The organism is Photobacterium satsumensis, assembly GCF_050336935.1.
Classification (GTDB): Bacteria; Pseudomonadota; Gammaproteobacteria; order Enterobacterales; family Vibrionaceae; genus Photobacterium; species Photobacterium satsumensis.
Map to the genome: position 1 here is coordinate 123,399 of NZ_JAKJSK010000012.1, position 25,096 is coordinate 148,494.

21 protein-coding genes and 1 other annotated feature are annotated in these 25,096 nt (G+C 48.8%); of the genes, 8 read left to right on the forward strand and 13 right to left on the reverse strand.

The window, feature by feature from the left end; translation table 11 throughout:
* Nucleotides 1–23 precede the first annotated feature (23 nt).
* Nucleotides 24–1,454 carry an alanine/glycine:cation symporter family protein gene (locus L4D79_RS22845; RefSeq protein ID WP_428654737.1) on the reverse strand — a complete coding sequence of 477 codons (1,431 nt, stop codon included), beginning with the start codon at nucleotides 1,452–1,454 and terminating at the stop codon, nucleotides 24–26.
* A 524-nt stretch (nucleotides 1,455–1,978) separates the two neighbouring features.
* Between L4D79_RS22845 and L4D79_RS22850 the strand changes: the two genes are divergently transcribed.
* Nucleotides 1,979–2,161, forward strand: coding sequence for a DUF3545 family protein (locus tag L4D79_RS22850; protein WP_428654739.1), 183 nt, complete (start codon nucleotides 1,979–1,981; stop codon nucleotides 2,159–2,161).
* A gap of 74 nt (nucleotides 2,162–2,235) precedes the next feature.
* On the opposite strand, the gene L4D79_RS22855 is transcribed toward L4D79_RS22850, so the two are convergent.
* Both L4D79_RS22855 and ung read right to left on the reverse strand, forming a co-directional pair.
* On the reverse strand, nucleotides 2,236–2,772 hold the full coding sequence (locus L4D79_RS22855) for a hemerythrin domain-containing protein (RefSeq protein WP_428654741.1): 537 nt from the start codon (nucleotides 2,770–2,772) through the stop codon (nucleotides 2,236–2,238).
* Nucleotides 2,773–2,895: 123 nt separating this feature from the next.
* A complete protein-coding gene (gene ung / locus L4D79_RS22860) occupies nucleotides 2,896–3,570 on the reverse strand; it encodes a uracil-DNA glycosylase (protein ID WP_428654743.1) in 675 nt (224 codons plus the stop codon).
* Between the two features lie 432 nt (nucleotides 3,571–4,002).
* Between ung and L4D79_RS22865 the strand changes: the two genes are divergently transcribed.
* Nucleotides 4,003–4,524 carry a phage regulatory CII family protein gene (locus tag L4D79_RS22865; protein ID WP_428654745.1) on the forward strand — a complete coding sequence of 174 codons (522 nt, stop codon included), beginning with the start codon at nucleotides 4,003–4,005 and terminating at the stop codon, nucleotides 4,522–4,524.
* Between the two features lie 956 nt (nucleotides 4,525–5,480).
* Here the strand turns inward: L4D79_RS22865 and nfo are convergent.
* Nucleotides 5,481–6,332 (reverse strand): deoxyribonuclease IV, encoded by an 852-nt coding sequence (nfo, locus tag L4D79_RS22870; RefSeq protein WP_428654747.1) that lies wholly within the window; start codon nucleotides 6,330–6,332, stop codon nucleotides 5,481–5,483.
* 545 nt (nucleotides 6,333–6,877) lie between these two features.
* On the opposite strand from nfo, the gene grcA reads away from it, so the two are divergent.
* From grcA to L4D79_RS22885, 3 genes are all read left to right on the forward strand, one after another.
* Nucleotides 6,878–7,255, forward strand: a complete 378-nt coding sequence (grcA, locus tag L4D79_RS22875) for an autonomous glycyl radical cofactor GrcA (RefSeq protein ID WP_428654750.1) — start codon at nucleotides 6,878–6,880, stop codon at nucleotides 7,253–7,255.
* A gap of 240 nt (nucleotides 7,256–7,495) precedes the next feature.
* A complete protein-coding gene (locus tag L4D79_RS22880; protein WP_428654752.1) occupies nucleotides 7,496–8,674 on the forward strand; it encodes a dicarboxylate/amino acid:cation symporter in 1,179 nt (392 codons plus the stop codon).
* Nucleotides 8,675–8,978: 304 nt separating this feature from the next.
* Nucleotides 8,979–10,196, forward strand: coding sequence for a dicarboxylate/amino acid:cation symporter (locus L4D79_RS22885; protein ID WP_428654754.1), 1,218 nt, complete (start codon nucleotides 8,979–8,981; stop codon nucleotides 10,194–10,196).
* Nucleotides 10,197–10,268: 72 nt separating this feature from the next.
* Here L4D79_RS22885 and thrC read toward each other — a convergent pair whose 3' ends face one another.
* Genes thrC through thrA form a run of 3 tightly spaced genes read right to left on the reverse strand, consistent with a single transcriptional unit; the run spans nucleotide 10,269 to nucleotide 14,972 of the window.
* The gene (gene thrC / locus L4D79_RS22890; protein ID WP_428654756.1) at nucleotides 10,269–11,552 is read right to left on the reverse strand and encodes a threonine synthase; all 1,284 of its coding nucleotides are present in this window, start codon (nucleotides 11,550–11,552) and stop codon (nucleotides 10,269–10,271) included.
* A gap of 2 nt (nucleotides 11,553–11,554) precedes the next feature.
* Complete coding sequence (gene thrB / locus L4D79_RS22895) at nucleotides 11,555–12,511, reverse strand: homoserine kinase (RefSeq protein ID WP_428654759.1); 957 nt, start codon at nucleotides 12,509–12,511, stop codon at nucleotides 11,555–11,557.
* A gap of 1 nt (nucleotide 12,512) precedes the next feature.
* Entirely contained in the window at nucleotides 12,513–14,972 is a 2,460-nt protein-coding gene (gene thrA, locus L4D79_RS22900; RefSeq protein ID WP_428654761.1) for a bifunctional aspartate kinase/homoserine dehydrogenase I, read from the reverse strand.
* Between the two features lie 78 nt (nucleotides 14,973–15,050).
* Nucleotides 15,051–15,170: a sequence feature (Thr leader region), on the reverse strand.
* A gap of 303 nt (nucleotides 15,171–15,473) precedes the next feature.
* On the opposite strand from thrA, the gene aceK reads away from it, so the two are divergent.
* A complete protein-coding gene (aceK, locus tag L4D79_RS22905) occupies nucleotides 15,474–17,210 on the forward strand; it encodes a bifunctional isocitrate dehydrogenase kinase/phosphatase (protein ID WP_428654764.1) in 1,737 nt (578 codons plus the stop codon).
* 113 nt (nucleotides 17,211–17,323) lie between these two features.
* Nucleotides 17,324–17,782: a hypothetical protein gene (locus L4D79_RS22910; protein WP_428654766.1), complete on the forward strand. Its 459-nt coding sequence runs from the start codon at nucleotides 17,324–17,326 to the stop codon at nucleotides 17,780–17,782.
* Between the two features lie 67 nt (nucleotides 17,783–17,849).
* On the opposite strand, the gene L4D79_RS22915 is transcribed toward L4D79_RS22910, so the two are convergent.
* From L4D79_RS22915 to L4D79_RS22925, 3 genes are all read right to left on the reverse strand, one after another.
* A complete protein-coding gene (locus L4D79_RS22915; protein ID WP_428654768.1) occupies nucleotides 17,850–18,347 on the reverse strand; it encodes a putative 4-hydroxy-4-methyl-2-oxoglutarate aldolase in 498 nt (165 codons plus the stop codon).
* Nucleotides 18,348–18,420: 73 nt separating this feature from the next.
* Nucleotides 18,421–18,822: a DUF3293 domain-containing protein gene (locus tag L4D79_RS22920; protein WP_428654770.1), complete on the reverse strand. Its 402-nt coding sequence runs from the start codon at nucleotides 18,820–18,822 to the stop codon at nucleotides 18,421–18,423.
* Between the two features lie 198 nt (nucleotides 18,823–19,020).
* Nucleotides 19,021–19,218 (reverse strand): hypothetical protein, encoded by a 198-nt coding sequence (locus L4D79_RS22925; protein ID WP_428654772.1) that lies wholly within the window; start codon nucleotides 19,216–19,218, stop codon nucleotides 19,021–19,023.
* Here L4D79_RS22925 and arcA point away from each other — a divergent pair.
* The gene (gene arcA / locus L4D79_RS22930) at nucleotides 19,218–19,937 is read left to right on the forward strand and encodes a two-component system response regulator ArcA (RefSeq protein WP_428654774.1); all 720 of its coding nucleotides are present in this window, start codon (nucleotides 19,218–19,220) and stop codon (nucleotides 19,935–19,937) included. The two genes, L4D79_RS22925 and arcA, sit on opposite strands and share 1 nt — an antisense overlap.
* 104 nt (nucleotides 19,938–20,041) lie before the next feature.
* Here the strand turns inward: arcA and L4D79_RS22935 are convergent, their stop codons facing one another.
* From L4D79_RS22935 to L4D79_RS22945, 3 genes are all read right to left on the reverse strand, one after another.
* On the reverse strand, nucleotides 20,042–20,617 hold the full coding sequence (locus L4D79_RS22935; protein WP_428654776.1) for a hypothetical protein: 576 nt from the start codon (nucleotides 20,615–20,617) through the stop codon (nucleotides 20,042–20,044).
* Nucleotides 20,614–22,980, reverse strand: coding sequence for an aerobic respiration two-component sensor histidine kinase ArcB (arcB, locus tag L4D79_RS22940; protein WP_428654778.1), 2,367 nt, complete (start codon nucleotides 22,978–22,980; stop codon nucleotides 20,614–20,616). Before arcB ends, L4D79_RS22935 begins: the two co-directional genes overlap by 4 nt.
* 144 nt (nucleotides 22,981–23,124) lie before the next feature.
* Nucleotides 23,125–25,044, reverse strand: coding sequence for a GGDEF domain-containing protein (locus tag L4D79_RS22945; RefSeq protein WP_428654780.1), 1,920 nt, complete (start codon nucleotides 25,042–25,044; stop codon nucleotides 23,125–23,127).
* Nucleotides 25,045–25,096: the final 52 nt, after the last annotated feature.

Here is a 25,096-nt window from a genome sequence, read left to right on the forward strand (position 1 = left end):
GTCAAATTCGATAGAGACGGTGATTAATCCTGCTTAGACTGATCCCAGATCCCTTCTTCCAGCTGCGCATGCAGCTCCGGGTAATCCTTACTATCAAAGGTTGGGACCTTCCCTTGCTTGAGCTGCTGGTTGTAATCCTTCGCCAGCTTCACTGCCGTACCGGACAGCAGCACGATAGCTATCAGGTTGATTATCGCCATCATCCCCATCGACACATCCGCCATGGCCCAGACTGTCGGCAAATCAGCCACCGCACCGAACATCACCATACCCAGCACCACAAACCGGAACACAGTCAGGCCAGCTTTATGGTTATGCTCGAGGAAAATCAAATTGGTTTCGGCATAAGAGTAATTGGCGACCAATGAGGTAAAGGCAAAGAAGAAGATCGCCACCGCAATGAAAATGGCCCCCCAACCGCCAACCTGAGAGCTCAAGGCACGCTGGGTCAGCTCGATCCCGGTGATCTCGCTATGCGGAACATACTCGCCCGACATCAAGATAATTGCCACCGTCGCGGAACAAATCACAATGGTGTCCATGAACACGCCCAGCATCTGCACATAGCCTTGAGAAGCCGGATGTGGTGGATACGGCGTAGCTGAAGCGGCAGCATTCGGTGCCGAACCCATACCCGCTTCATTGGAAAACAAACCACGTTTAAGGCCATTGATCATGCCTTGGGCAATGGTATAGCCCAACGCCCCCGACGCCGCTTCTTCCAGACCGAACGCACTACGGAATATTAAACCCAGTATTTCAGGCAGCTTGCCAAGGTTGGTAAACATGATGAACAGGGCCAACAGCAGGTAGCACAGGGCCATAGCCGGCACTAGGATTTCTGCAGTACGGGCAATCGCACGCAGGCCGCCGAAAATAATCACACCGGCCATCACCACCAGCACAACACCAACATAAGCAGGGTTCCAGCCGAAGGCGACATTCATCGCGAGGGTGATCGAGTTAGCCTGAACCGAATTGAAAACCAAACCAAACGCAATGATCAGAAAGATGGAGAACACCACCCCCATCCAGCGCATACCCAACCCTTTTTCCATGTAATAAGCAGGGCCACCACGGTAGTTACCGTCATCATCTCGGGTCTTGTAGAGCTGAGCCAGCGCACTTTCGGCAAACGCCGTCGCCATACCCAACATGGCAATCAACCACATCCAGAAAATCGCACCGGGACCGCCAAGCGTCAGCGCCACAGCAACACCAGCCATGTTACCGGTACCGACACGGGCTGCCAGGCTGGTACACAGCGCCTGGAATGATGAAATACCTGCCTTATCTGATTTACGGCTGTTTTTCATCACGCTGAACATATGGCCGAAATGACGGAACTGAATAAACCCCAACCGATAGGTAAAGAACACGCCAACGCCAATCAGCAAATAAATGAGCACGGAGCCCCATAACAGATCGTTCAAAAAATTAATCTGACTTGACACGTCTAACCCTCTAGAAATCAATAATTAGCTGAAACCGGCCAATCTGGCCGCAAGCAAAAAATATCGGTTCAGCCCGCTCGCCAAACCAGACAGTCAGACGAAACAGTTACTACAACCTTAGTTTTATTATGTGGTAAAAGACAGCAGCATATGAGCTACGATGTAGACATGATGTTAACAAGAGGCATAAGAAAACAGCCACCTGCCAACTTAACCATATACGGTATAGCTGCAGATGGCTGATGATCATGCAAAGATAACCAGCAAAAATCAACATCCCTCACATGAATATTGCTTATCTAGCATAATACTGGCGAATTTAGTGTCGATATTTTACTTTTCACCCCCAAAAGCAATACCTAATCCCTTCTCTTTTATGGTGTTTTTTTATACAACCCAACTCACATTGGGAGCTACCGCACATCAAATCTTCATCATTAAGTAACATTTGCGAAACACATCAATTTTATTTTGGTGCTTGCTATGATATTTAAATAGAACCGATTGTAAGGAAGAGGTGCTCTATGGACAGCTATGCATTCGATGACATTCTTGCAACAGAAATGCCAAGACGTGGTGCTCGTAGCAAGCCGGTAAAACGTAAGTGGCGTGAAATTGAAGCGCTAAAAGATAGGGAAAGACTGCGCCAGGAATTGGCTGATATTGATATGTTCAGGGATTCATCAGACGAAGATCTTGATTTCTAGCCTAAAAAGACCAAACGATTGACCAAAGAGCCGGCGCAGAGCCGGCTCTTTCATTTCTATTGGTCACCCAGCGATCAGGCTTGCAGTCGCTCGGCTAAATGGCGGTACCGCTCGGTCACCTGGTCACCAAATAGCGGGTCGCAATCGCACTTCTCATACTGTTGTGACACCGCCAGCCAATCTTCTTGGGTAAAGTGCTTACGGATCAAAGGAAGAATGTATTTTTCCTCGAACTCCAAATGGGCAAGCTGACTCACAACAAAGGCATTGAGTTTATCGGCAAACACATCGAGCGGGATCACCGCATCCATCAGGATCATATCAACCGTATCAGAAAACTCCCGGGTTAACCTCGCCAGCTCTTCATGCTCTTTTTCCAGATTTTCTACCTGACCAGCACTATCGGCATAGTGAGCTTGATAATAATGGTAGAGCACATCCTCTTTAGGATGGTGACAGCACTCGGCATGGTTCTGCAGGTAATCCACAATGTCTTTAATCAGGCCATAATTAACCTCTTGGCCATTGCGTATCGCGACTAGCTTTTGTTGAAGGATTTTCAACAATCGGCAAATATAACCATGTTCAGTGTGAATATCATCCAGCATCATTGCATAAATCTCCCAGTCAACTCCATTACTGAAAGTGTATGTAATGATGGAAAAATGCACCTTGATCTTGGTTATTTAACGCGCAATTAATTTACATAAACCATACATCTTGATAATTAAAGTTTAATCTTCCAGCAACCAGTTAATGGCCGGCTTATTCATCTGCCGCAATAGCTGGTTTGTCTGTGAGAAGTGCTTACAGCCAAAGAAGCCTCTGTATGCAGACAATGGTGATGGGTGGGCAGAGCGCAGTACGTGATGGCGCGCAGTGTCGATTTTCTTTCCTTTCTTTTGTGCATGTGCCCCCCACAGCAAGAAAATAGCTCCCTCACACTCTTGGTCGATCACCTCAATCAGGCGGTCAGTGAAGGTTTCCCAGCCTATTTTGGCATGCGAGTGGGCATTGCCCTGCTCCACCGTCAACACCGTATTGAGCAGCAACACCCCCTGCTCAGCCCAGCTCTGCAAGTAGCCATGATCCGGTGGGGTAAAGCCGTCAATATCCGTGACCAGCTCCTTATACATATTAGCTAGAGACGGCGGGATTTTTACACCAGGACGGACCGAAAAACTCAAACCATGCGCTTGGCCCGGACCGTGATAAGGATCTTGCCCCAAAATCACCACCTTGACCTCCGAAAGCGGTGTCGCCCTCAGCGCATTGAACACATCTTCCTGAGGCGGATAAATATTTTTTCCAGCCGCACGTTCTGCGGTGACATACTGTTCCACCTGCTGGAAATACGGTTTCTGGCGTTCAGCTTCTATGACATCTTGCCAGCTCAGCGCAGGGATCATCTTATCTTCCTCAATTTATATGACGACATCTATTGTATACCCAAGCAGCAGAGACTTGCATGATTTACCTTCGTGAGGGCCTTGCTATAAAAGTTGTTGGTTCTCTAGCAATAAAGAGGGAAACTCAAAAAATACTTAATAGACATAATTACCCGTAGATAAATCAATACACGCAAAGCCTTTGATTGCTTCTGTTTTTGAATTAAACTAAACATGTTATTAGATATATTTAGTTCGTATTTTATTGAATTTTAAAGTACCTGTCTAAAACTTACACATTTAAAACAAACAACAAGCAGAATGTATATTTAATAGTTAACCATCTTTAAGAGATTAGATAATCTCAATTAACATTCATCTCTTGAATAGCTTTCTGTTTAATATTTAATTAAATACCTGTATAGGTATGGCTTATATTACCTATTGATATTTGTGAGTAAAAAAGTGGATAAAGATTGTCAGTTTGATAGTTTTACACGTGCGCTTCACCTTCAAATGAAAGAAGTTGGAATTGAAAATGTATTCAATCAGATTATTGATATTGGCGGGAAAAAGTTAAGTGCAAGAACATTTTCCAATAAAGTAAATCCGAGCCAGGAAAACCACCATTTAACCATTCATGAGTTCTTGTTGACGCTGCTCGTGTTGCAAAAAAATGAAAAGCATGTCTATGTGATTGAAGAAATGCTGAAGTTGTTCAACCTGAAATGTGAGCGCTTTGAACGGGAAAATGAGCACGACATTACATATCGTAATGTATTGAATGCATGGATGAACTGGGATAAAGAGCGTGGTGATGTTCAACACGAAATTCGAGATGCCTTGATCGATGGAAAAGTGAGTAAAAATGAGCTTGAAGATATTAAGAAAGAAATGAATCAGGATATTGCAGCGATGATCAAGTTAAGAGATATGCTTGAATTCGCTTGTGAAAACCGTGTAGTAATTAAGTAAATTAATATTATTCTTAGTTAAACAGGGGAGTAGCGATTAAGCTTTCCCCTTAAATATAATATATATGATTATTTCAGGTTAATTTATTATTCAGTAAATTTTGCTTTAATTCTCATTTCTAGGTGAATACTTCTTTAAAAATCTCTTCCTAGACTTAATCAAAATAATGCTAGATTGACTTTTGATCTTTTTTAATGTTTGTTTGTGTTTCATTAGATTTTAATAAACTCACCACAGTTATAACAACAATGAACTTCTTTATACAAAATTCTCTGAATAAATTTTCGCTTAACCCTATAAATACGACTGTGATTACATTTCATGATAATACCACTATTACTTTTAATTTGATTTTTAACAAATAGAGATAGTTAAGTTATTAAACACCTATCTTTATTTTTCAGCGATGATTGCTGACGAGATATATAATACGAATTTCAAACATGAAAAGTACGTGAACAGAAATGTGAGTTTCACATCAAGGTCAGTGGTCGCTTCTTGGATAAATTAAGAATGCGTGCCTATAAGGCGGTACACACCATCAAAGCAGCTAACCCCAGCCACTCCAATAAGGCAAGCCAATGAGGCCAAAGGTTAACGCTTTAATAGCATGCTGAAAGCTAATTAGTGCCGCAATTCACGGCGTTCTGGAGTTAGATTTTTGATACTTGCGAGAACAAACCTTCGGGTTTACCGGTGTCCGCCAGTGACCCCGTCCCTGGTTATGGCGGTAAGCTTGCGGTAGGCAAGTATTGCCAATGCTCAACATCATCATTTCACTGTTCATAACCTTTCCCTCTCTTGTTTTTTATCACTAAGAGCAATTATGAAAGATTAGTGCCAACATTGAGACAGAGAATAATACCCTTATAAACCAAACACTTTTAAAACACCTTTCCGATAAACCCTGTCGATATTGCCCTAAAATAGTAATCGTTGCTCCAATATTGCGAATATCACTCAGACTCAGAAATAAACGAGCGCAACGTAGCAATTTCCTGCTGCCAGATATCAGGGTTAATGGTTTCCAGTACCAATGGAATATTGTCAAATCGGCTATCTTGCATCAGATAGCGAAAACACCCCCAGCCAATCTCCCCTTCCCCCAAGCTATGGTGACGGTCAAGATGGCTACCCAAACCGCCTTTAGAGTCATTGAGGTGCATACCACGCAGGTATTTCATTCCGACAATCTGATCAAACTCAGCAAACGTCTTGTCCGTGGCCATTTCACTGCGCAAGTCATAGCCGGCGGCAAATGCGTGGCAGGTATCGATACATACGCCCACTCGGGATTTATCCTCAACCTGCTCGATAATGCTGGCCAATTGCTCGAAGCGCCAGCCGAGATTACTCCCCTGCCCCGCCGTGTTTTCAATCACAGCGACCACATTGGGTACTTCTGCGTGTGCGAGGTTAATGGACTCGGCAATCAAAGAAAGACAGTCGTTTTCTGGGATCTTCTTTAAGTGGCTACCTGGGTGGAAATTTAACAAGTGTAACCCTAACTGCTCACAGCGGACCATTTCATCAATAAACGCATTACGTGACTTTTCCAGCTTCTCACTCTCTGGCGCACCGAGGTTTATCAGATAAGAATCATGGGGCAGGATAGCATCAGGGCTGAAACCGTATTGCTGGCAGCGTGCCTTGAATGCTGTGATCACATCTTGTTCCAGCGGCTTGGCAGCCCATTGGCGCTGATTTTTGGTAAACAGAGCAAAAGCGTTGGCGCCAATCTTGTTGGCATTTTCAGGCGAGTTATGCACACCGCCAGCAGCGGATACGTGCGCACCAATTAATTTCATATTTTTCCTGCTTTGAAGTTTTCATTTTAAGCACCAGTTGTACGTTATTTATCAACGTCAGCGCTTACAGATTGATCGGGATAAGGGCGCATATTCTGAGTAGTTAGGAGAATACCACCCCTCTATTTGTTGTAATTTTACTACAAATGATCCACTCAAATATTTTTTAAATGATAAAATATTAGTTAAACACCAATAAATATGCGGCTTAGTTGACCTAGCGCAATAAAATCGCCCTGCTTATTTTAAGGTTTTTTGTTGTAATTTGATCTAAATCAATACACAATCAACACCATCGAGATATATAATACGCAACTCAACAAGAAAATCGAAAAAACTAACGACATTCCCCTGCAAGCGGAGATTGCGAATTATAACTACTAAAAAATATGGCTTATGACGGTTGGATCCTTTGGCTCACAAGGCTTCTCTTTATCATAAAAACCGACATCTAGTCGTATTTTTCACTAGTCATAATTTTGCAAAATCAGGCTTAAACCTCAGGGTTAGGTCATAAAAATAAGTCTTATACGGAGAAGAAAGTCATGATCCAAGGTATTCAAATCACTAAATCAGCAAACGATGACCTACTAAACTCAATCTGGTTGCTTGATTCAGAAACTAACGAAGCACGCTGTGTTGCTGCATCTGCTGGTTTTGAAGCTGATCAGGTGATCCCGGCTGCTGACCTAGGTGAGTACGAATCTCGCGAAGTTGCTATCGAAGCGCCAGCTAAAATTGAAGGCGGTCAGCACCTGAACGTTAACGTTCTTAAGCGTGAGACTCTGGAAGATGCTGCTAACCACCCAGAAAAATACCCACAGCTAACTATTCGTGTATCTGGCTACGCGGTACGCTTCAACTCTCTGACTACAGAGCAGCAGCGTGACGTTATCGCTCGTACTTTCACTAGCAGCCTGTAATTACAGCTTCTGTTAGTAAAAACGGCACCTACGGGTGCCGTTTTTTATGTCCCACATCTAGCCCTCTCCTGATACCCTCACCACATACTGTTTATATTATCATCTAAAATGTGACAACAATTTAGGTATTAATGTTAATAAAACTGTACATTCATAGCGTTGCCTACCACCCAAGGTTGTACCCACGGGCAATGTCACAAACATGGAGCTTTTATATAACAATATTTTCGGAGCCAGTTCATGAAGTTAATCCTCAAGCTTATCGCGGGTATTTTGATCGGTATCCTGCTTGGTTTTTTCGCCCCTGACGCTATCATCCGCGTCTTGCTGACTATCAAACTCCTCGGTGGCCAGCTCATTGGTTTTACCATCCCACTTATCATCCTGTTCTATATCACCAGCGGCATAGCCAGCCTGCCAAAAAACTCCGGCTCGCTATTGGGTAAAACCGTTGCCCTGTCCTACGGGTCGACCATTATTGCCGGTAGCCTAGCGTTCATTGTTGCCAGCACTGTAATAGGTAGCATGGCCGAACCCGTTACGGCCACCGCAGACAGTGCCGCGAAACTCACTAGCTTCATCGCAATTGAAGTGCCTCCACTATTTGGAGTCATGACTGCCCTTGCCACCGCCTTCCTGTTTGGCCTTGGGATCAGTATCACCGATAGCAAACCATTGAAGGCCATTGCCGAAGACGGCCGCAGGATCATCGACCTCTTACTTTCCAACATCATTATCCCGCTGCTGCCGTTCTACATTGCTGGCGTTTTTGCCGAAATGGCCGCTGAAGGCACTGTCTTCTCGACCCTGAAAACCTTTGGGCTGGTACTGGCACTGGCTATCTTCATGCATTGGGCGTGGATCACCATCCAGTACACCGTGACCGGATTAGCTTTGGGCTATTCGCCCCTGAAGCTGATAAAGAACATGATGCCGGCATACTTTACCGCCGTCGGAACCATGTCATCAGCTGCCACTATTCCAGTCACCCTACGCCAGACCAAAGCGAACGGTGTTGATGAGGCCATCGCCAACTTCACGATCCCGCTGTGCGCCACCATCCACCTGTCAGGTTCGACCATTACCCTAGTTACCTGCTCAACGGCAGTGATGGCATTGAGCCAGCACATCGCTATCCCGTCACTGCTCGAGATGCTGCCATTTATCATGATGCTCGGTGTGACCATGATTGCCGCACCGGGCGCACCAGGCGGAGCTGTAATGGCCGCGCTTGGCCTGATGGCATCGATGCTTGGTTTTGGGGAAGCTGAACTGGCATTGATGATTGCCTTATATATGGCCCAAGACAGCTTTGGTACCGCCTGTAACATCACTGGTGATGGCGCTATCTCTCTGTGGGTCAACAAATTTGCCAAACAGTCTCCACGAGCGGAAAATATTGAACAGCCACAGAATTAAGTAAAAAAGCAGAAAATAAATCTACACTTCTGTCAATAGCAGGCTATTTGCCTGCTATTTTTTTGCCTGCTAGCACACAAAACCCGCCAAATGTTACTCACTGTTGTTCATCACCTTAACTTATGTCAAAGAAATAACCATTTTGAAGGGAATAGCTGCAAACACTTTTAATTTTGTAGCTAGTACGACATAAAAAGCCCACTTTTTTGGCATCCTTTATCGGGAAGTGATACAACACCCTCCGCCAAATTAGAACTCATTAAACTCTTTATATTTTTCAAACTCCTCAATAGGAACTTTGACGATGAAACTTATTCTAAAACTTCTTGCAGGTATTGTGGCAGGTATTCTTGTCGGCCTGTTTGCTCCTGATTTACTAGTGCAAATTCTCATAACCATGAAAGCACTGATCAGCCAGCTGATTGGTTTCACTATTCCTTTGTTGATTCTATTTTTTGTTACTAGCGGCATTGCCAACCTACCGAAAAACTCCGGTAAACTACTCGGTAAAACAGTCGGCTTGAGCTATCTCTCAACCATGGGGGCTGGTGCAATGGCTTACTTGGTTGCCAGCCAAGTATTGCCATCCGTGCTGCATAGCCCAGGCGAAGTTAGCGATGCTGCCCGAACCTTATCGCCATTGATCGATCTGAAAATCCCACCGATTATGGGGGTGATGACCGCCCTAGCCGTTGCCTTTATCTTTGGTTTGGGGATCACTGCGACCAATAGCGAAAACATGCGCAAATTGAGCGACGAAGGCCGCAATATCATCGAGCTGTTCCTTTCGAAAGTCATGGTGCCATCACTGCCGTTCTACATTTCGGGTGTATTTGCCGATATGACAATACAGGGTACCGTGTTCTCAACCCTGAAAACTTTTACCTTCGTTCTCGTGCTAATCATTGCTCTGCACTGGTTATGGCTAAGCCTGCAGTTCCTGACAACAGGCGCTCTACTGGGCCGTTCACCATTCAAGCTTCTAAAGAACATGCTTCCAGCTTACATTACAGCAATTGGCACCATGTCTTCAGCGGCCAGCTTGCCGGTCACCTTGCGTCAAACTCAAGCAAACGGTGTAAAGAAGCCCATTGCCAACTTCGTGGTACCACTTTGCGCCAACATCCATATGTCAGGCTCAGCAATCAGCATCACTTCTGTTTGTGTTGCGGTTATTTTGGTAACGGGTAACGCTACAGTACCGAGCTTCATTGAAGCCCTACCATTTATCGGCATGCTGGGGATCACTATGGTGGCAGCTCCGGGCGCGCCGGGTGGCGCCGTCATGGCTGCGGTTGGCCTGTTGGGCTCGATGATGGGCTTTACTGAAGCCATGATTGGCCTGCAAATCGCACTACACTTGGCACAAGACGGTTTCGGTACGGCGTGTAACATCACCGGTGACGGTGCGCTAGCACTGTGGGTCGATAAATTTGCTGACGAAGCCGTGTCTGGTGAAGCAATGCCTGGTGAAACCAACCTGACTGAAGCCGATGCCAGCAACAGTGAACAAATCGCCTAAGCCAATAGGCTAACGCAAGTATCAAAAAAGGGAGCCGAGGCTCCCTTTTTGTTTAACACTAAAATTTTCTTGTTACTGCACGCTACGCAGTACCGCCTTCAGTTGGTCAAAGTCGTTATCACGCTCGAGCGATAACAACTCCATCGCATTGTGCTTGGCCAATGGGGCCGGCAAATCAATATCCTTGCCCAGAATCTCATCGACAACCTCTTTGAACTTGGCAGGATGAGCGGTACACAGGAATAAACCCGTTTCGCCTTCGGCCAACTGCTCATTCAAAATGCGATAGGCAATGGCCCCGTGCGGTTCGCACAAATAGCCTTCTTGCTCCATCTTGATCAAAGTCTCAGCAGTCTGCTCATCATCCACTGCACCATAGCCCAATTCATCCAGCCCCCAACCTTTGAGGCGGCAAAGCTCCTCGATGCGTGGCCAGTTGTTCGGCTGACTCACATCCATGGCATTAGAGATAGTCGGTACTGTTGGTGTTGGTGCCCACTCGCCAGTTTGCAGGTAACGCGGTACGGTATCGTTGACATTGGTGGCTGCAATAAAACGTTTCACTGGCAGGCCAATGGCTTTTGCCAGCAGCCCTGCGGTCAGGTTACCGAAGTTGCCACTTGGTACCGCAATAACCAGCTCTTCACGCTTATCTTTCGGTAGCTGAGCAACGGCTTCGAAGTAATAGCAAATCTGCGCCATTAAACGGCTAATGTTGATTGAGTTGGCGGAATTCAAACCGACTTCCTTACGCAACTCGGCATCATCAAACGCTTGCTTCACCAATGACTGACAGTCATCAAATGTGCCTTCGACAGCAACGGTAGAAATATTGCCGCCAAGGGTACAGAACAGCTTTTCCTGAAGCGGGCTGATTTTACCCTTCGGATACAGGATCACCACCTTAATGTTATCCATACCGTAAAAGGCATGGGCGACAGCTGCGCCGGTATCTCCGGATGTCGCAGTCAGGATGGTGATTTTGCCATCGCTGTCAGAAACGGCTGCCAAGGACTGGGCCATAAAACGGCCGCCGAAGTCCTTGAAGGCCAGCGTCGGACCATGGAACAACTCAAGGGCATATACCCCTTCCTTAACCGACTTAATCGGCGCGGTGAACTGGAAAGCGTTGCCGACCATCTGGGAGACGGTCTCGACAGCCAGCTCCTCACCGATAAACGCCGACAGGATTGCGGTACTACGGCTGACAAAATCTTGCTCCAGCAGTGCATCGACATTGTCGAAAGACGGCAGCTCCGCCGGGAAAAACAAGCCTTGGTTACTTCCTAGGCCTTGGCGTACCGCCTGACCGAAAGAAACCTGCTCTTGATGATCTTTTAGGTTATATAGCTTCATGGTTACAGCTCACTTCCTGTTACTTTTGAGCCCTGTCCGTCCAAACGACAGACATGGACAAATCCTTCTTCATTCTGAACATAATGATCTTGCAACCATCGTGCAATACGTTTTGCGACTTCGAGGTCATCACACACGGTAAACATGGTAGGCCCCGAGCCAGAGATCCCACTAGCCAGCGCCCCGGCTTCCAGCGCATACTGCCGTGCATTGGCAAAGCCAGGAAGTAAACGTTCACGGTATGGCTCAGCCACCACATCTTTGATCATTTTTGCGGCCAACGCCGGCTGTTCTGAATGGCAAGCATGGATAAAGCCACCTAGGTAGCGGCCATGGGCAATCACATCCTGACGGCGGTACTGCGATGGCAAGATAGCACGCGCTTCCGCGGTCGGCACCTTGATGCCGGGATAAGCCATCACCCAATACCAATCCTCAAAGCAAGGGACAGATTGGCTGATAATGCCCAGCTCCTCGACCATAAACTGCAAGCCGCCCAAATAGCAGGGGGCAACATTGTCATAATGCAAGCTGCCGGAGATCTCCGCTTCCATCTCGCCCATCAGGGCCAGCAACTCAGTTTCATCTAGCGGCTGGCCATGAAAACGGTTAAGCGCATCGAGCGCTGCTACAATCGAACAGGCACTCGAACCCAGGCCCGAGCCAATCGGCATGTTCTTTTCCAGAGTCAGGGCAACCGGCTTGAGCGTCGCCCCTTTCTTGTCGAGCTCGCGGGCAAAGACCTGCCAACAACGGTAGACGATATTCTCTTCTGCCTGCTTAGGCAGTTTATCGACAAACGCCCCGACGCAACTCAATGAGAAAGACTTCGCACTCTCTGCGGCCAAAACCCGATCACCCAGCAAGGTGCCATCGATAGGGGACACCGCAGCCCCCAACACATCAAAACCGACACTGACATTACCAATCGACGCCGGTGCATAAACCACTACACTCATCTTAAACTCCTAGTTTCCAGCCCAGCGTACGCATCAAGTCTGCAAATACCCCTGCGGCCGTCACTTCAGTACCGGCACCGTAACCTCTCAGCACCAATGGGATTGGCTGATAGTAGCGGCTGTAGAAAGCCAGCGCATTCTCACCATCCTTGATTTTAAACATCGGATCATCCGGATTGACAGCAGCCATCTTCACCGCACATTTACCGTCTGTAATTTCACCGACATAGCGCAGTACTTTGCCTTCGCTCGCGGCTTCTTCTATTAGTTTGGCAAAGTAGGCATCGGCTTCAGGTAGTCGGGCCATGAAGTCATCAACCGAACCCTCGGCATCAAAACCCGGCGGTAGCGCTTGCTCGACAATCACATCTTCCAGCTCCAGAGCCATACCCGCCTCCCTTGCCAGGATCAGTAGCTTACGAGCAACATCCATCCCTGACAGGTCATCGCGAGGATCTGGCTCGGTAAAGCCATTGTTACGCGCAACGGTCGTTGCCTCACTGAAGCTCATACCTTCATCAAGCTTGCCGAAAATAAAGGACATTGAACCGGACAGAATACCCGAGAAGCGCTCGAGCTCATCACCGGCTGCCATCAGGTTCTGGAGGTTTTCAATCACCGGCAGGCCTGCACCCACCGTGGTGTCATACATGAACTTACGACGCATTGAGCGTGCCGCCTGACGGAGCTGCTGGTAATAGGCCATGCTGGCCGTATTGGCTTTCTTGTTCGGAGTGATCACATGGAAACCCGCCGATAGAAAATCGACATACTGCTCGGCAATACCCTGATCGGAAGTACAATCAATCACAATCGGGTTAATCACATGGTGTCGCCTTACCAGCTGGATCATGCGTGCAAGGCTCAGCGGCTCAGAGACCTGCCCCAACGAGTCACGCCAGTTTTCTAGCTGCAGGCCATTGTTGTCTAGCAGCAAGCCCTTGCTATTGGCCAAACCGCACACCCGGATCACAATACCATTTTCGGCCAGTTTGGCCTGCTGACGCTGGATTTGATCCACCAGCTCGCCACCAACACCACCCACACCGATCACGAACACATCGAGGAAATGCTGGCTATTGAACAGATTCTCGTGACAGGCCTTCACCGACTCTGACACTTTGTTATCCGGGATCACCGCTGAGATCGCCCGCTCAGAAGAACCCTGGGCAATGGCCACAATATTGACATCCACTTCCGACAACGAGGTGAAGAAACGCGACGCCACACCGCGGGAGGTACGCATACCATCACCGACCAGTGTCACGATGGCCACGTTGTCCATAAATTCTACCGGCTCAAGCAGGCCTTCTTTCAGCTCCAGTTCGAAATGTTCCCTGAGCGCACGCTGGGCCGCCAGCTTATCTTCACTCTCAATACAAAAGCTGATGCTGTATTCCGATGATGACTGGGTGATAAGGACAATCGATACACCAGCCGACGACATCGCACCAAAGACGCGGGCCGCCATACCAACCATCCCCTTCATACCCGGGCCGGACACGTTGACCATAGTCAGATCTTTAAGGGTCGTGATCCCCTTGATATCCAGCTTATCTTCACCAGTATCAAGACCTATCAAGGTACCGGCACCTTGTGGATTAAAACTGTTTTTGATCAGGCAAGGAATGTGGAACTGGGCAATCGGGGCGATAGTTTTAGGGTGCAGGACAGACGCACCAAAATAAGACAGCTCCATCGCTTCTTGGTAGCTCAGAGACTTCAGTAGGCGGGCATCGGGAACCAAGCGGGGATCGCAGCTATAAACGCCATCGACGTCAGTCCAGATTTCACAGCTCTCAGCACGCAGGCAGGCTGCCAATACCGCCGCTGAATAATCTGAACCGTTACGGCCCAAGGTGACCAGCTCGCCTTTTTCGTTACCGGCCGTAAAGCCTGGCATGATATTGACATGATCCTGAGGCAATGGGTTCTGGCGAAAGTTCTGGGTCGAGGCTTCAATATCAACATGGGCTTCTAAGTACTCACCGTGCGCCAGCAGGTAAGCGACCGGATCAATCAAACTGGCCTGGTGGCCCTTGGCCTGCAGCAATGACTGCATAATAACAATCGAGAGCCTTTCGCCCTTGCTGATGATTTTGGCGTAAACATTATCAGGGCATAAACCCAGCAATTTAATACCGTGAACGTATTGTTGTAACTGACCCAAAGAGCTTGCTAATTTGGTATCCAAAGCCGCTTTATCAAAATCCGGTTCAATCGCTTTAAGTCCTGTCAGCAGTTGATTGAAGACCGCTTCCAGATCGGCCATTTGTACATCCGCTTCACCAAACTGGATGCTATTTTCAATGACTGATACCAACTTATTAGTCACTTTGCCCGGTGCCGATAGCACCACAGATACCGGCCCTTGCTGGGCATTATTGGCAATAATATCTGCTGCCCGCGAAAACCTGTCAGCATCGGCCAACGATGAACCACCAAACTTAAATACTCGCATTCCCTACTCCCACAACTTCCTAAATCCTAAAACGTGCCCCTGGGCGCTACTTTGCTGCTCCAGGCTAAAATATCAGGTCAAAAAAAAGCCCACATCGTTTTGGGATGTGGGCTCTTTTCTGCAATTCTTTTGCGCATCAGCCCACCCCAGCAACCATGGTGCCGGTAATAATAATGGTGGTTGTATTCATGCTGAATGCGTTAAACATAGCTGTCCTAAACAGATAACCGATAATATGTATGCATTTACGTTTACCGTAATCACATACCGGAGTCAACCTTATTCTTATCACCGTTTGTTGAAATAACTATCAAAATGCAGTTAATTAGCGCGCCGCCACCATGCCGTAACGGCATAATTAGCATCAAATTATTGCAGTTACCGTAAACTCCATGCATAGTAGAAATGGTGAATAATTAATCAAAATGGAATGGTGCGCCTATTGATGGCCACAACGTGCCGGTACTTGTAGGCTAACTTCAGTAGAATTAGGGAGCCCGGATGACAGCAGCAATGGAACAACTTGTCGCACATACGATACTGCAAGGTTTCGATGCCATGTATGGTCGATTTTTGGATGTCACTGCCGGGGCACAGGAGCGCTTCGAAAGCCAGAACTGGCCAGCGGTTCAACAGGCCCTCAAGACCCGTATCAAGTTCTACGATCACCATGTCGGACTGGTCACCAGTCAAATCACCATAATGCTAGGCAAGCGCTATGCCAATCATGCCTTCCTTATGGCGGTGAAAAATGCCTACGAAGATCTTCTGCTCGATTACCCCCGCTACGATATTGCCGAGAGCTTTTTCAATTCCGTCTATTGCCGGATCTTCGAGCACCGTAATATCAAGCGCGACAAACTCTTCGTCCATACCTCGCAGGAGGACCGGGTTCCGACCTACCCAACTAACCTCAGCCGCTTGTACAACACCGGAGCGAGCCTTGATACCTTGCTGGGCCGGATCCTTGACGACACACCATTCAGCTTGGAATGGGAGGACAAACAGCGTGACGTCCAACTGCTCGGCGAGCGTATCAGCCAGCACTTAGCGGCAGTTGGCAACCCGCCTCCAGTAATAGAAATGATCCGTGAGCCGTTTTTCCGTAACAAGGCGGCTTATCTGGTTGGCCGGATCCGCTTTGACGACCATCATCACCTACCTATCGTGCTCCCTATTCTCACCACGGATGAAAACAAACTGGTTGTCGATGCCTGCCTGGTCGATGTCGATGCGGTCAGTATCCTGTTTGGCTTTGCCCGCTCCTATTTCATGGTTTACGCACCCGCACCGGCCGCTTTGGTCCGCTTTCTCAGTGAACTGATGCCCAACAAAACCAAGGCCGAGCTCTATACCGCTATCGGTTGCCAAAAGCATGGCAAAACCGAGTTGTACCGCGAATTCCTGCACCATATCGAACACTCCGACGACCAGTTCGTGTTGGCGCCGGGGATCAAAGGGATGGTCATGTCGGTGTTCACCCTGCCGTCCTACGGCTTTGTGTTTAAGATTATTAAAGACAAATTTGCACCACAAAAAGAGATAAGCCATGCCGTGGTCAGGGAGAAGTACCGGCTGGTAAAAGAGCATGATCGGGTTGGGCGGATGGCCGATACCCAGGAATACCGCAACTTCAGCTTTGACCGCGACCGCTTTAGCGATGAGCTGCTGGAAGAGTTACTTGAAGTCGCCCCCTCGATCGTCAAGGTCACCGAGAAGCAAATCCTGATCAAGCACCTCTACATCGAGCGACGTATGATCCCGTTCAACCTCTATGTTGAACAAGCCAACGATGATGATCTACGCCATGCCGTCGATGAATACGGCAAGGCCATCAAGCAACTTGCCGCCGCCAATATCTTCCCCGGCGATATGCTGTTCAAGAACTTCGGTGTGACCCGCCACAAACGGGTGGTGTTCTATGACTACGATGAAATCAGTTACATGACGGAGATGAACTTCCGCCGCATCCCGCCTCCTCGTTACCCGGAAGATGAGATGGCAGCAGAGCCTTGGTATAGCGTCGGGGTCAATGATGTCTTTCCCGAAGAATTCAGAACCTTCTTGCTGATCAACCCGAAGGTACGACAGCTGTTCAATGAACTACACAGTGATTTGTTCGAGCCCCAGTACTGGCAGCAGCTGCAACATAATATCAAAGAAGGACAATTTGAAGATGTCTTCCCGTACAGCAGTCAGCAGCGCCTAACGGGCCCACAGAGGCAGTTGGAAAGCTGAAAAAATGTCTCAGCAATGAAAAAGCTTTGTTTCAATTATGTACTACATGGCCTAGTATTATTTTGATAAGGATAAACACAAAAAATCACAATAAAAAACAGGGAAGGTGATGAATGCGCACATGGCTAATCACAATTGCCCTGCTGGTAGTGGCGTTACCAACAACAGCAGCAGAAAGCAGACTATTAAATATACTGGACGATAACTCGTCTTCTGGGTGGTTTATGTCATCCCAGTCCAAGGGAGCAGAGCAGTTCGATCTGTGGCAAATCGACAGCGGCTATGCCTATTCTATTTCAGACAATACCGAGCTCTACCTCAGCACCCGGCTGAAAAGCGGCAACGAAAGCCAAGCTGCCAGCCGTGGGATGTTATCAGGAGTGAAATATAGCTTCACGCCTAAGCTGAGTTTACAAAGTGCCGTAACTTCCGAAACGCAGGATCAAGACACAGTGATGGGTGTCGAGGTCTCAAGTAATTATGAAGTCACGGAAAAGCTCAATTTGCATGCCACCCTCGACTACGAAGGGCTTGAGCAAATCTACCAATTTGGTATTGGTTTTCGCTTCTAGCGATCAACCACACCATCGACAAACGCCTGGCTTTGCCAGGCGTTTTGCTATTTAGCCATATCGAGGGCTAGGTAGTGATCACTGATAAATCCAGCGGTTGTTTGCTAAAAACCACCCCATTGAGATCGGCATACAACATATCACCGGGATACACCAGAGTATGGGCAACGGTCAGGGTCACATTTTCCTCTCCGGTTTGTCGCTTGACTGTTTTGACCGGACAGGTCGCCAGTGCCTTGACGCCGATATCCAGGGTAGAAATGACCCCGACATCCCGCGCCGCACCGTTAATAATGATGCCTTCCCAGCCATTTTTCTGGGCCAGCATGGCCAGCTGATCACCGAGCAGCGCTTTGCTGCAAGAGGCGTGGCCATCAATAAACAACACTTTTCCTTTACCGTTACGGGAAAGGATATCGCGCACCATGCTGTTATCTTCAAAGCAGCGCAAGGTCACCACCTCACCGTAGAATACGCTACGCCCGCCATAGTTCTGTAAGCTCAGCGGCAACCAACGCACATCCAGTTCAAAGTTATCGCACAAATCCGGGGTCAAATCTTTCATTGTAGGCTCCTTTATTATCTATGTGGTCTTTCCTATCCGGGGCCGAGTCATCCCCCCGCTCCCTGAGGCTACGTTAAGTGTAGAGAAAGCTAGACCAATCACCCAATCTTTGTGCCTGTACTCCCTCGAGCAAAACCGGCACTAAAAACAGCTCGTTATCTTCCACCCAGTAAATGGCATTCTGCTCCCAGCGAGCCGCTTCCCGGCATGCCTCCTCTTGGGGCATGGGAACCGCAAAGCCCAATTCCTGCCATTGCCCATCCGGTGCACAGCAGCTTACGGGCAATATCTCACCGCATTGCATCCTCAGTGACAGTTCCAGCAGGCGATGGCGAACTAAGTTGCGTTTATTGCTAAGAACAATGCTTCTCGGATTAAATGCTGTTAGAATTGCAAAGCAAGGGTAAACAGGGTGTTGCTCAACCTTAAAGATGATCGATTGGTAGCTACACCACAACGAGATTTTTTCACACATAGAGAGCGACACCCAAGGGACGATGCATTTTTTTGTAGCGAATGTTAAGCAAAGTGAAGAGTCGTAATGCGCTTCACGCTGTTTGATGTAAATCAATAAAGTGTCCGAAAGCAGCCCGGAAACAAAGCGCTTATATTGTTAGCGAGCTGTTAAGTGAATACAATCGTCGCCATCCCACGGAAATTGTAGCCAATGCCCCTAAGTTTGGGCTTTTTCAGCGAAAATCATCATGGCTTGATGAGCTGGATAAATGGATGGCGTACCAACAGGTTTTGTGAGCAAATACACTAAAGCACGTATTTCTCCCAAGTTTTTGCCTGTATGTGAATTTTTTATATAGAATTTTACTATTCTGTTTTTGACCAGATTCCGTTTTGAGAAATTAGGTACTGCCAATGCAAACCCCTCACATTCTAATTGTAGAAGACGAGCACGTAACACGTAACACCCTGAAGAGCATCTTTGAGGCAGAGGGTTACACTGTTTTTGAAGCCAATGATGGCGCAGAAATGCACCAGATGCTTTCTGAGCACCCAGTTCACTTGGTGATCATGGATATCAACCTACCAGGTAAAAATGGCCTGCTTCTTGCGCGCGAGCTTCGCGAGCAGGGCGACATGGCGCTGATGTTCCTGACTGGCCGTGACAACGAAGTAGACAAGATCCTAGGTTTGGAAATCGGTGCCGATGACTACATCACCAAGCCGTTCAACCCTCGTGAGCTGACTATCCGTGCTCGCAACCTGCTAACTCGTGCCATGAACCAAGGCTTGCCAACTGAAGACAAGCGCATGGTTGAGCGTTACGAGTTCAACGGCTGGTCGCTAGAAATCAACAGCCGCTCTCTGGTTAGCCCAAGCGGTGATCAGTTCAAGCTGCCACGCTCTGAGTTCCGTGCCCTGCTTCACTTCTGTGAAAACCCAGGCAAGATCCAAACACGCGCCGAGCTACTGAAGAAAATGACCGGCCGTGAGCTTAAGCCACACGATCGTACTGTTGACGTAACGATCCGCCGTATCCGCAAACACTTCGAATCAGTGTCAGATACACCGGAAATCATCGCAACGATCCACGGTGAAGGTTACCGTTTTTGCGGCGATCTGGAAGAAGAATAATTCCAGCTCTAACGCACACACCTAGATAACACTAGCAAAAAGGCTCCTTCCGGAGCCTTTTTTGTACTCGCTGAAGCGAGAGTGTGGTTTGCAGCAGCCTCCGTTCAGAACACCTGACTGATCAGCACATTGCGCTGGATAAGCACCTGCTCTTGACCTTGGTAGAGCACCGTTACTGCAATATCGGCCTTGCTGCCCGGTAACCATTCCGGTCCCCCACGCAAGCTCACTTCCAGGCTCATCTCACCTTCCGAGCGAACGTCAAGATTCTCCTGCCCCAGCCATTGCTGATCGTCCTGCGCCACCATTACCTGCGATATTTCGACCCCTTGCGGCAGTGGCTTCATGTCACGCGTCAGCAAACGGATAGAAGCGTGCAGCTTGTTGGCAGGTTGGCTGCCATCATCACCGATCACCGGCATACTATTGAGCCACAGTTCGCTGCCCAGATAGACAGTAACATCCGACAACACCAACTCTTGCGGTGACTGCCAGATATCCACTTCTGCCGGTAAGGTGGCCGGAATATCCTCAACCTGGGGTAGCGCCTGTTCGGCTTGCTCCTCGACCGCCGTTGGCTGTTGGCTTTCCGCCTCTTTGTCTTGTGCCATGTCGCCGCATCCAGCAACGACAATAATCCCCACCGTGAGCACCAATCTTTTTGCACCTGTTCCTATCATGCTTTCTCCTGCTGGCCTAGCCAGTCTTTAAGCACCTTAAGATCATTGTGGTAGCCATCTTTGATTTCATCGACCCAATCATTGATATTCTCCCACCAGGCTGGCAATTCAGGAGACTGGGCCTTCTGGGCAACTTGCTGGATATGCTTGAGGCCGATAGAGCCCGCCGCGCCTTTTATCTTGTGCGCTTCAAACTTAATGCCGTCCTGATCCTTGGCCGTCATGTTGGAGTCGAGGATCGCAATGTATTCGGGCATCTTGTCCTCAAACATCGCGATGCTGTCATACACCGGCTTGGTACCGACAATTTCCACATAGGACGTCAGCATCTCCAAGTCCAGCAAGGTATTGACCATCTCATCGCTGACTACCTGCGGGGTTGTTTCACTTTCCACCAGCTCCTCTCCTTCGTCCTCATCCAGCGGGCAAGTCAGTACCAAACGCTGGATCACTTCCGTGATAGCCTTGACGCTCAGCGGCTTGCTGATCGCATCATCCATCCCTTTGTCCAAGTACTCACTCTTGTCCTTAATCACATTGGCGGTCAGTGCTACCAATGCCGGTAGGTAATCGAACCGCTCGCGGAGTTTGGCGGCCACATCGAAGCCGGTCATATCCGGCAGCTGGATATCCAGCAGCACCAGATCATAAGCTTCAGGATCAAACATCGACAGCGCTTCATCACCGCGCATGGCTACCGTCACCTCGTGACCCAAGCTTTCCAGCAACGCCTTGGCCACTGTGATGTTGAGCTCGATATCCTCAACCATAAAAATATTGAGGCTGATCTGCGGGACGACTGGCAGGGCTTCCTCTTCCACAGCCTGCTCGACCAATGGAACAGTAATCGTCACAGTAAACGTACTGCCCTCACCGACTTCCGAGCTGACCGTAATATCGCCGCCCATCATCTGTACCAGCTGACGCGAAACCGATAAACCTATTCCGGTACCGACCGCGTGCAGGTTATCGTCCTCATCTTTCACCTGGTAGTACATGGCAAAAATTTTATCGAGTTCCGTCGCCGGGATTCCTATCCCGCTATCTTCAACCTCGAAGGTAATATGCGCTTGCTGGTCATCGACTTCGCTACTGACCGACATCACCACGCCGCCGTCCTTGGTGAACTTGGTCGCATTGCTGATCAGATTCCACAGCACCTGGCGTAGCCGGGTACCATCAACTTCAATGCATTCCGGCAATTCAGACAGCCTTTCTAGATCAAAGCGCAAGCCTTTCTGGCTTGCCATCAAGGCCGAGATATTCTCCATCTCGGCGACAAAGTCATGGAAATCCAGAGGTTTGGGCATCAGCTCAAGGCGACGGCGGTCCGACTTATCCATATCGATGATATCGTTGAAAATATTGCCCAAGGTGATCGCGCTGACATGGATAGTGCGCATGTAGTCACTCTGTTCTTGGTCGAGCTTGGTCTCCAGCAACATCCGGCTCAGGCCAACGATGCCGTTAAGCGGCGTGCGCAATTCATGGCTGATGGTCGAAATAAAGGCGGTCTTGTCTCGACTCGCTTTTTCTTGGGCATCTTGGTATTGCTTGCGCTCGGTAATGTCGCGGCCAAAGCCCATCAAGCCCAAGCGTCGTCCATCACGGCTATAGAAAGGAACCTTGCGCAGTTCAAAGATTGCCTTGCGGCCATCCGGATACTCCAGCCACTGCTCATAGGTCAGCGAGACATTGTTCTGGAAGACTTGCTGATCGGTCTCGGAGATTTTGCTCGCGACCTCTTCACTGTAAACATCTCGTGGGGTTAGACCAACCAGTTGCTTCTCGGTCCGGTTAGTCAGCTCTTCCATCGCCCGGTTACAACCGGAGAACTGGCCTTTTTCATTGCGGTAATAAATCAGATCCGGCGAGGCATCGAGGAAGGACTTGAGCAAGGCGCTTTGTTCGGCCAGCTCAAGCTGGGCATTTTCGCGTTGGTAGACCTCATTTTCCAGATCCTGCATCGCTTCCTGCCGGGCCTCTTCGGCTTTTTCCCGCTCTTCAATTTCTTGGTTCAGCTGGCTAATATTATCCTGCAGCTGCTTGTTGAGCTGCATATCTCGCGAGCGCATCTCTTCGAGCTTGGTGACCAGTTTTGACAGGCGCTGGCGGGACTCTTCGAGCTGATCCACCACCACCGAGAGAAAATAAACCGCCCAAGGAGTGATCAGCAAACCGAAGAAGACAGAGCGGACAATATCAATATCTAGCACTTCCCCCTGCAACACCAAGGTGACGCCTATCTGCACCACAACGGCAAGGGCAACCAGTGCCAATGCCAGTAACAAACTAAACCTTACCAGTCCGAGTTTGACTAGCAGATCAACGTAATATTGTGCCAGTACTTTGATTTGTTTCATTATTGCTTCCTAATCACTGCCGCTCTCCCATCATAAGGGCGAGCGACCGAGAACCCAAGCAGGCATTTCCCATTCGCCTGCCGTCCTTCACATTTTGATTGCTCAGTTTTTGATTGCTCAGTGATACCAAGAGCCGCTATAGGGCTAGCTGGCCTCTTTTTCCGACATCGTCATGGTACAGTTCCGCCCAGCGGCTTTGGCTTTATATAACGCTACATCAGCCAATTCCACCAGCTCCCCGTAATCCTGGCTCGGTTGGGGAGTCAGCGTCGCCACACCCAAGCTTACCGTCAGCGTAGCTGCAATATCAGAATAGCGATGGGTCAACCCCTTTTCGGCCAACGCCCGATGGATGGCAGCCGCGACCACCTCTCCACCCTCTAAGCTGGTATTGGGCAACAGAAACGCAAACTCCTCACCACCGTAGCGGGCGACCTCATCCGTCTCGCGCTTGACCACACTGCGCAGTACCTTGGCCACCTCGCGAAGGGCAAAGTCACCCTGCTGATGGCCATAGTTATCATTAAAGGCCTTGAAGTAGTCAATGTCACACAGGATCAGTGTCAACGGGTTCTTTTCACGAATATGGCTGTACCACATCTTACGCAATTGCTCATCGAAGCTGCGGCGGTTGGCGACCTTGGTCAAGCTATCGACAAAGCTGAGCTCCTGCAGCTCCATAATGGCATCTGCCAATTGCTGCTCGGCCATTTTGCGCTCGGTCACGTCCCGCGCCATCATCAGCACCCCAGTGGTGCCGTCAGTCGGATCCCGGTAGGGGGACTTGAGCACCTCGTACCAAATCGGCGTCCCGTCCTCCAGTATCACATAGTCGTCAAGCTTAACGCTCATCCCCTGCTGAACGACCTGCTGATCAGTCTGGCGGAACAATTCCAGCTTATCCGGATCCAGTACATCAGCAGAAGATTTCCCCAGCAAGGATTGCTGGGTATAGCCGAGCGAACGGGCAAACGGCTCATTACAGCCGACATACACCCCGTGTTCATTATATAACGCGATAGGATCCCGGCTGGCGCTGAGAATGGTATCGAGCAGCGTATTACGCTGAGCCAACTCCTGCTCCGTTACTTCCCGTTTTTCAATCTCGCTTTTAAGCACTTCCTGCATTTCATGCCAGTCAGTCACATCGTGGCTAATACTGAGGGTACCGATGGCTTCCCCTGAATCACCAAGCAATAAATTGCAGTTAGTTTCCAGCAACCGGCTCGAGCCATCCGGCGCGGTGGTCCAGGTATGGGTGGCGCTGTTTCCGAGCGAGCCGATCCCCAACTCTTCGGCAATCCCTTCTTCTACACGCCCGCGCCAAAAACGGTCAAACGCCTTATTGGTACCAATGAGTTCACCCGATTTATCTTTGAAGTACACCAGTTCTGACAACGAGTTAAGCACTTGCTGAAAAATCCGCTGCTCGTTTTCCAGCTTCACTTGTTCGCCATGGCTGGTGCGGGGCGAGTCGATAAACAGCAGCCAACATGACTGCCATTGACAGCGTATCGACAAGCCAGAAATCAACAAAGGGATCAACTTACCATTGCTCTGAAGTAAGGCCTCATTCACTTCCTTGAAGTTTTTCAGGCCAGCGAAGGGGCGGAGGAAGTCACACAGCATCTGATCGCTGAGGCCATCTGGATAAAGGTAACGTTCGTTAAGCTTACGGACCCCGAGCAACTGGCGACAGGGTTTGTTGCCATAGACTAGATGGCCGTCTTTCTTACGGACCACAGCAACGGCGATAGGCATGAGGGTCAACTGGCCATGCAGGCGGCGAAAAGAACTGGCTTCAAGGTGATGTAACAGCAAGGCCAGCAGGCCACCACCGATAGCCAGTACGAGGATCAAGAGCGAAAACAGCAAGGCTGGGTTATCGGCCTTGAGCCAGTGGGGAATAGATGAGGCATAGGAAGCAGGCGCAAAGATCGCCGCCCCCCAAAGCGTCAGGCAACCGATCAGTCCCCGCAGCCGGCATCCCCCGCAGCGGGTCAGTAGGATTAACAATATAGGCAGCGAAGGACTAACAGAGCGTTCCTGACAGGAAGTATGCATTGATTTTAGTAATTGACGTCATTTTACTCGTAATCTAACACACTTACCGCTT